This window comes from Mycobacterium sp. (genome assembly GCF_019247615.1).
In the GTDB taxonomy this organism is placed as follows: Bacteria; Actinomycetota; Actinomycetes; order Mycobacteriales; family Mycobacteriaceae; genus Mycobacterium.
Genome location: NZ_JAFBAT010000128.1, coordinates 1 through 7722 on the forward strand (window position 1 = coordinate 1; position 7722 = coordinate 7722).

At 65.9% G+C, this 7722-nt stretch carries 7 protein-coding genes and 2 pseudogenes; 5 read left to right on the forward strand and 4 right to left on the reverse strand.

Annotation, left to right across the window (positions count from 1 at the left end):
• The 3 genes and pseudogenes from JO059_RS08560 to nrdF all read left to right on the forward strand — a co-directional run.
• Positions 1–313, forward strand: a pseudogene (locus JO059_RS08560) (hypothetical protein); the annotation flags it as partial.
• Complete coding sequence (locus JO059_RS08565; protein WP_293315684.1) at positions 297–1331, forward strand: YncE family protein; 1035 nt, start codon at positions 297–299, stop codon at positions 1329–1331. The pseudogene JO059_RS08560 and the gene JO059_RS08565, both read left to right, overlap by 17 nt.
• A 111-nt stretch (positions 1332–1442) precedes the next feature.
• Positions 1443–2417: a class 1b ribonucleoside-diphosphate reductase subunit beta gene (nrdF, locus tag JO059_RS08570; protein ID WP_293315686.1), complete on the forward strand. Its 975-nt coding sequence runs from the start codon at positions 1443–1445 to the stop codon at positions 2415–2417.
• Positions 2418–2782: 365 nt separating this feature from the next.
• On the opposite strand, the pseudogene JO059_RS08575 reads toward nrdF, so the two are convergent.
• Together JO059_RS08575 and JO059_RS08580 are read right to left on the reverse strand one after the other, a co-directional pair.
• Positions 2783–2872 (reverse strand): annotated as a pseudogene (locus tag JO059_RS08575) (hypothetical protein); the annotation flags it as partial.
• Between the two features lie 10 nt (positions 2873–2882).
• The gene (locus tag JO059_RS08580; RefSeq protein ID WP_293315688.1) at positions 2883–3422 is read right to left on the reverse strand and encodes a PE family protein; all 540 of its coding nucleotides are present in this window, start codon (positions 3420–3422) and stop codon (positions 2883–2885) included.
• Positions 3423–3798: 376 nt separating this feature from the next.
• On the opposite strand from JO059_RS08580, the gene JO059_RS08585 reads away from it, so the two are divergent.
• Positions 3799–4245, forward strand: coding sequence for a DUF3349 domain-containing protein (locus JO059_RS08585; protein WP_293315690.1), 447 nt, complete (start codon positions 3799–3801; stop codon positions 4243–4245).
• Here the strand turns inward: JO059_RS08585 and JO059_RS08590 are convergent.
• Positions 4240–5280 (reverse strand): NAD(P)-dependent alcohol dehydrogenase, encoded by a 1041-nt coding sequence (locus JO059_RS08590; RefSeq protein WP_293315692.1) that lies wholly within the window; start codon positions 5278–5280, stop codon positions 4240–4242. The genes JO059_RS08585 and JO059_RS08590 overlap by 6 nt on opposite strands.
• Positions 5281–5368: 88 nt before the next feature.
• On the reverse strand, positions 5369–6463 hold the full coding sequence (locus tag JO059_RS08595) for an iron-siderophore ABC transporter substrate-binding protein (RefSeq protein WP_293315694.1): 1095 nt from the start codon (positions 6461–6463) through the stop codon (positions 5369–5371).
• A 143-nt stretch (positions 6464–6606) separates the two neighbouring features.
• Here JO059_RS08595 and JO059_RS08600 point away from each other — a divergent pair.
• A partial coding sequence (locus JO059_RS08600) for a cbb3-type cytochrome c oxidase subunit I (RefSeq protein ID WP_293315696.1) occupies positions 6607–7722 on the forward strand: 1116 nt, incomplete at its 3' end.

The window sequence follows — 7722 nt, forward strand, 5'->3', positions numbered from 1 at the left end:
CCGGGAAGCGGCGACCATCCGGTCGCGCGACCTGGACCACGACATCATCACCAGCCACATTCGCCGGATGCGCGATCAGGTCGCCGACGAGATCGCCCGCTTCATCCATCAGCGGTCCAGGCCGTGCGCCGAGGGGGCGATGATCGCCGACGTCGCGGCGCACAGCCTGGCCACCGCGGTGTTCGTGGCCCTGGAGGCGTGGATGGCCACCGCCGAGCACGACATCGACGATGTGGGCCGGCTGACCGACATCGCGCTGAGCGCGCTGGAGGACGGCCTGACGCTCACGCTGCGCAATGCCGGACTGGACTGACGCGACAGTGATCCGGGGGCTGGTTGCGTGCCTGGGGGCGGTCGTGGCGGTGGCGTGCGGCCAGCACGGCGCCGCGCCCCAGACCACCACTGGTCCGGGACTGCCTCCGGCCGCCGAGCCGCAGAACGCGCCGCCGCCAGGAAAGGACCCGGTCGGGCGCATCGTCCCCGTCGGCCACGCCGCCGAGGGCGTCGTCGTCGACGCGCAGACCCGGACCGTCGCGGTCGCCACCCGCGATCCGGACGAGTTGGTGCTTGTTGATGCCGACTCCTTCGAGATCCGTGGCCGGGTTCCACTCCCGGGGACGGTGCGGCACCTGCAGCTAGCCGCCCCGGGCGGCCCGGTGCTGGTCCCCGTCGAGAGCGTCAATGCGCTGGTGCGAATCACTCTGCCGCACGGCACATTACAGCCCCCGGTCACCACCGGGACGTCGCCGCACGATGCCGCCGCGGCGGCCAACGGGACCGTCTTCGTCGCCAACGAGCACGGTGCGACGGTGGCGGCGGTGCGCGGCCAGGAAGTCGTCAAGGTTTTCACCGGCGTCGCGCAGCCGGCCGGGACGGCGGCGGCGGGAAATTCGGTCGGTGCGCTCGACGTCCGCAAGAACGACCTGACGGTGTACGACGCGGACCGGCTGACCATCGTGGGTTCGGCCCCGGCCGGCGCGGGCCCGACCCACCTCGCGGCCGACCGGCACGGACGGATGATCGCGATCGACACGCGCGGCGACGCGATCCGGGTCTTCACCCCGTTGCCCAGTCCGCGCGAGGTGGCCAGTGTCGGCCAGCCGGGCGGGCCGTACGGCGTCGCCTACGACGCGGCGCGCGACCGGCTCTGGGTGGCGTCGTCGGGAACCAACGAAGTCGTCGGCTACGACATGGGCGAACCGATGCCGAGGCGCGTTCAGCGGTTCCCGACAGTGCGCAACCCCTACACGCTGGGCGTGGACCCGGCGAGCGGGCGGCTGTTCGTGGCCGGGGCGGCGGACGGCGTCGTGCAAGTCATCGAGACGGTTTGAGTCACGACACGCGAACACAACTTCTTGTGTTGCGCCGGCTTGTCATACCCCAGGGGTAGTGTTCGAAGTCTGAGCGTTGCAGGCAAACCGTCCTGGTGAAGTGGGGTTCTGGTGTCCGAAAACATGAAGCTGATTGACCGCGTTTCGGCGATCAACTGGAACCGTCTGCAAGACGAGAAAGATGCAGAAGTCTGGGACCGGTTGACCGGGAATTTCTGGCTGCCCGAGAAGGTGCCGGTGTCCAACGACATCCCGTCCTGGGGCACGCTGACGGCGAGCGAGAAGCAGCTGACAATGCGTGTCTTCACCGGGCTGACGCTGCTGGACACCATCCAGGGCACCGTTGGCGCGGTCAGCCTGATTCCCGATGCGCTGACCCCGCACGAGGAGGCGGTCTACACCAACATCGCGTTCATGGAGTCGGTGCACGCCAAGAGCTACAGCTCGATCTTCTCCACGCTGTGCTCGACCGCCGAGATCGACGACGCCTTCCGCTGGTCGGAGGAGAACGTCAACCTGCAACGCAAGGCCGAGATCGTGATGGAGTACTACCGCGGCGACGAGCCGCTGAAGCGCAAGGTGGCCTCCACACTGCTGGAGAGCCTCCTGTTCTACTCCGGGTTCTACCTGCCGATGTACTGGTCGAGCCGCGCCAAGCTGACCAACACCGCCGACATGATCCGGCTGATCATCCGCGACGAGGCGGTGCACGGTTACTACATCGGCTACAAGTTCCAGCGCGGCCTCGCCCTGGTCGACGACGCCAAGCGCGCCGAGCTGAAGGACTACACCTACGAGCTGCTCTTCGAGCTTTACGACAACGAGGTGGAATACACCCAGGACCTCTACGACGAGGTCGGCCTCACCGAGGACGTCAAGAAGTTCCTGCGCTACAACGCAAACAAGGCCCTGATGAACCTCGGCTACGAGGCGTTGTTCCCGCGCGACGAGACCGACGTGAACCCGGCGATCCTGTCGGCGCTGTCGCCCAACGCCGACGAGAACCACGACTTCTTCTCCGGGTCGGGCTCGTCGTACGTGATCGGCAAGGCCGTCGTCACCGAGGACGAGGACTGGGACTTCTGAGCCGTTTCGGGCGCCGCCCACCCGGGTAGATCCCAGCCGTGACCACCGCCGAGCAGCCGTCGCCAGCAGGCGACGAACAGCCTCCGCAAGCCGCTGAGGGTGACGACAGTTCTGAAGCGCAATCGCCTGAGGCCGACGACCAGGACTAGCTCCGGCGGGGTGTTCAGGGAAGCGAAGGCCATGCGTGGGCACGACGCTGGGCCCCTAACGGTCGCCGCCAAACAGTTTGGACTCCGCACAAGCTTTGTGTCATCGAGGAGCGCCTACGACGGTTTGCGTGGAGGTGACGTGCGCCGGCCCGTCTGTGTTGCGTTACTGGTGTGTTGAGGCCGGCGGACCTATGGCTGCGGGTTTGACCAGCAGTTTTAGAAGTCCCAGTCCTCGTCTTCGGTGACGACGGCCTTGCCGATCACGTAGCTGGAACCCGACCCGGAGAAGAAGTCGTGGTTCTAATCCGTAGCCAGTTCACCGGCTCGAAAATCGCCCTACCCAGATATTTCGGTGGTCAAGTGCTGTGGGCGCCTGCAAAATGTCCTGAGCCCAAAACTCGGTGGCGCCGGGAATGTCTTTGATTTCCTTGATGGTGTTTGTGACCGCGGTGCGGGCCAGCCTGACATCGGTTCGGGCGATGAGATTTCCCTCGTCCATCAGTTCGGTGCCCACGCTTTTCAGCGCGTTGACTTCGTTGACAATGCCCTGCTGGACGGTTTGCAGCGGCTTGGCATTCGCGGCTTCGGTGCTGACGTATTGTCCGGCACCGCTTTTGAGGAGCTGCACGAACTGTTCGTGGAACGACGCCGCCTCGGCGCTGATGGCCTGATAGTTACGACCGTGATCGGAGAACATGGCCGCGATCGCGGTGGACACCTCGTCGTTTGCCGCTGCGAGCAGCCCGGTCGTAGGGGGCACCGCCGCGGCGTGCGCGGCGGTCAGCGAGTCACCGATGCCGGCCAGGTCCGCCGCGAAACCCGCTATCGCACTTGACGCGACAGTGACAAAAGGCATACCGAACCCCCGGGTGATCGTGGCACGTTGACGAAAAACATAACGTTTTCCGCTGCTGAAATTGGGAGTTTTCACAAGTCCATGAGCATGCGGGTGTTCACCGGGCTCACGGTGTCGGTGGCACGGGCGGGACTGCCACTGGGCCGCAGGGCGAAGGCGGATGGGGTGGCTCCGGCGGCACGTTCAACCCCTGGCGGCCGCTTACGGCAGGACGTGCCGCCCGGGCCGTGCCCGCCGAAGCTACGTGATCGGCAAGGCGGTCGTCACCGAGGACGAGGACTGGGACTTCTAAGCGCTCCGTGAACGGCATATGAATTGTCGGTACGGCGTGACGCCGCGGTGGCGCCGGTGACGCGGCTGCCATGACACTAATGGGGTGACGAAAAACTCCTCTCACAGCGAGCATCACCACAACTTTTGCCGTTCAGTGATCCGGTGGCTGCAGGTCGGCTACCCCGAGGGCGTTCCCGGCCCGGACCGAGTGCCGCTGATGGCCCTGCTGCGCAGCACACCCCTGGCCGAGGACCAGATCAAGGAAGTGGTGCGCCACATCACCGCGGCGGAAGGGTCCCCGGAAACCGTCGACCACCCGATCGACCACGACGAGATCGCCGAATTCATCTCCGACATGACCCACTTCGACGCCGGCAAGGAAAACGTCATTCGGGTGGCCACCACATTGGCCGCCGCCGGATGGCCCCTGGCCGGCATCGACGTCAGCGAGGTGGTTCCCGGTGATGACGACGCGGAGTCGGCCGAAATCGTGGCACGGGTTTGCGCACCCGACAATGCCTCTGAAGAACCCTCCGGAGTCGCGTCATAGCTTCGAAATGTCGATGACGAAGCGGTAACGCACGTCGCTGGCGAGTACGCGCTCGTAGGCCTCGTTGATGTAGTCGGGCTCGATGAGCTCGATTTCGGGCGTCACGCCGTGCTCGGCGCAGAAGTCGAGCATCTCCTGCGTCTCGGCGATCCCGCCGATGTTGGACCCGGACAGGCTGCGGCGCGCCAGCGCCAGCGGAAATGCCGGCACTTCCATGGGGTGCTCGGGGATGCCGAGCTCGACGAGCGTGCCGTCGACGTCCAGCAGATTGAGGTAATCGCCGAGGTTCAGGTTCGCCGACACGGTATTCAGGATCAGGTCGAAGCCGCCGCGCAGCTTACGGAAGGTGTCCGGATCAGACGTCGCGTAGTAGTGGCCGGCACCGAGGCGTAGGCCGTCCTCCATCTTCTTGAGTGACTGCGACAGGACCGTGACCTCGGCGCCCAGGGCGGCGCCCAGCTTGACGCCCATGTGCCCCAGGCCGCCCAGGCCGATGATTGCCAGCCGAGTGTTCTGACCGGCGTTCCAGTGCCGGAGCGGCGAGAATAGCGTGATGCCCGCGCACAGCAGCGGAGCCGCCTTGTCCAGCGGCAGTGACTCGGGTATGCGCACCACGAACTTTTCATCGACGACGATCGCCTGGCTGTAGCCGCCCTGGGTCGACGTGCCGTCCTTGTCAACGGAGTTATAGGTGAAGGTCGCCCCCGGCTTGCAGTACTGCTCGAGGCCGGCCTGACAGCTGCTGCACTCACCGCAGGAGTTCACCATGCAGCCGACCCCGACGTGATCGCCGACCTTGTGTCTGCTGACCTCGGAGCCCACCGCGGTCACCACGCCGGCGATCTCGTGACCGGGGACCACGGGGTAATTGGGTTGGCCCCATTCGGCTTTGACGGTGTGGATGTCGGAGTGGCAGATGCCGGCGAACTTGATGTCGATGACGACATCGTTGGGGCCGGGGTCGCGACGTTCGATCGCGGTCTTGATCAGTGGTTCGGTGGCCGATGTGGCGGCGTACGCGGAAACAGTGGTCATCGAATAATCCTTTGGTCTGGTCAGTCCGTAAAAGCTTAGCTAAGGTAATGGTCTCGAGCCACCCGGGGTGGGGGTACCCCGTGTGCCGTCAGTTGATCGGGGCATTGAGCAGGCGGAGGTCGTCGAGGATGCCGCGGGCCGCGACCAAACCCTCGCCGGTCTGCCAGATTTCGTCGTTGACGACGTAGACCCGATTGTCGTGGTAGGCCGACAGCTTTCGCCACGGATTGCTGTCCAGGACAGCGGCGGCGCGCTGCGCCGCGGCCGGGGTGGCGCACGACAGGTAGACGACGTCGGCGTCGGCGGCCGACAGGTCGGGATTTTTCGCCAGGTCGGCGTCGGTGGCGCCGATCTCGATGTAGGGCTTATCGGTGAATCGCTGCGCCGCTGGCCGATCGACTCCTGCCGCGTTGAGCACGCTGGCCGGAAAGTTGTCCGCGCCGTAGATCCGGATGGTGTCGCTGGTCAGCTGCACGATTGAGGCCTGGAAGTGCGACGCGTCGTGGGCGGCGCCGATCTGGGTGGCCCGTTGGGTGAAGCCGGTGAGCAGCGCGTCCACGGCGCCGGTGCGCGCCGTGGCCGCGCCGACGCCGCGCAGGTTGTCTTCCCAGGCTGCGCCGGGCGCCCCGGTGAAAACCGTCGGCGCGATCGCGGCCAGCTGCGGATACCGCTGCGGCGTCAAGGCGACCGACCCCAGGATCAGGTCCGGGTGGGCCGCGGCGATGGCGCCCGCGTCGGGGTTGCTGCGGGTGCCGACGCCGGGCAGCCCATGCAGCGCCGCGCCCATATACGAGGGCTGGCTGGGCGAGCCGTCGGGCAAGGCCGCCGCTACCACCCGCGATTGCAGCCCGAGCGCACACAGGGCGTCTAGCTGGTCACCGGAGAGCACCACGATGCGCTGTGCCTCGGCCGGCACCTCGACCACTTCCGGGATGACGCCCGCCGCGTTGCGGGCCTGTCGCGTAGGCGGCCCGGCCTCGGCCGCTGCGGCATCCCGTGGGCACGACGAGTCGGGCTTGCGGTCGTTGCCGAGCACGCCGGCGCCGGCGATCTGGGTGGTGGGCGTGACGAGCGACGGGGTCGACGCACCGGTCCCCGGCTGGCCGGACCCGCAACCGGCGCAGGCCACCGTCAGCGCCGCGGCCCACAGGGCTGTGGCCACGATCGATCGCCTCCCGGGCACGGGTCCGACGCTAACATTCGGTGACTTCCGAGCCACTTACGACAGTTTGTAGGACCGCGCAGCCCACTCACGTGGGGGGAGGCTAAGATTTCTCTCATCACTCGGTTCGGGCCCTTTTCCGATACGGATGTTTGGAGGAGCTGTTGACAGCCGAAGCCCCCCCGCTCGCAGAACTCGAGGCCGTCCGTCCGTACCCGGCCCGGACCGGCCCCAGAGGCAACCTCGTCTACAAGCTGATCACCACCACCGATCACAAGTTGATCGGGATCATGTACTGCGTCGCGTGCTTCATCTTCTTCTTCCTGGGCGGGCTGCTGGCGCTGTTCATGCGCACTGAATTGGCCACGCCGGGGCTGCAGTTCCTGTCGAACGAGCAGTACAACCAGCTGTTCACCATGCACGGCACGGTGATGCTGCTGTTCTATGCCACCCCGATCGTGTTCGGCTTCGCCAACTTGGTGTTACCGCTACAAATCGGCGCGCCGGACGTCGCCTTTCCGCGGCTGAACGCGTTTTCGTTCTGGCTGTTCGTCTTCGGCGCCACCATCGCGATGGCCGGTTTCATCACCCCCGGCGGGGCCGCGGACTTCGGCTGGACCGCTTACACACCCTTGAGCGATGCCATCCACTCGCCGGGTGCCGGCGGCGACCTGTGGATCATGGGCCTGGCGGTCGCCGGCCTGGGCACCATCCTGGGCGGGGTCAACATGATCACCACGGTGATCTGCATGCGCGCTCCCGGCATGACCATGTTCCGGATGCCGATCTTCACGTGGAACATCCTGGTGACGTCGATCCTGATCTTGATCGCGTTCCCGTTGCTGACCGCCGCGCTGTTCGGCCTGGCCGCCGACCGTCACCTGGGCGCTCACGTTTACGACCCGGCCAACGGTGGAGTCATCTTGTGGCAGCACCTGTTCTGGTTCTTCGGTCACCCTGAGGTGTACATCATCGCGTTGCCGTTCTTCGGGATCGTCACCGAGGTCATTCCGGTCTTCGCCCGCAAGCCGATCTTCGGCTACACCACGCTGGTGTATGCGACGCTGTCGATCGCCGCGCTGTCGGTGGCCGTGTGGGCGCACCACATGTTCGTCACCGGAGCCGTTCTGCTGCCGTTCTTTTCGTTCATGACGTATCTGATCGCGGTGCCGACCGGGATCAAATTCTTCAACTGGACCTTCACGATGTGGAAGGGCCAGATCACCTTTGAGACGCCGATGCTGTTCTCGGTGGGCTTCCTGGTCACCTTCCTGCTGGGT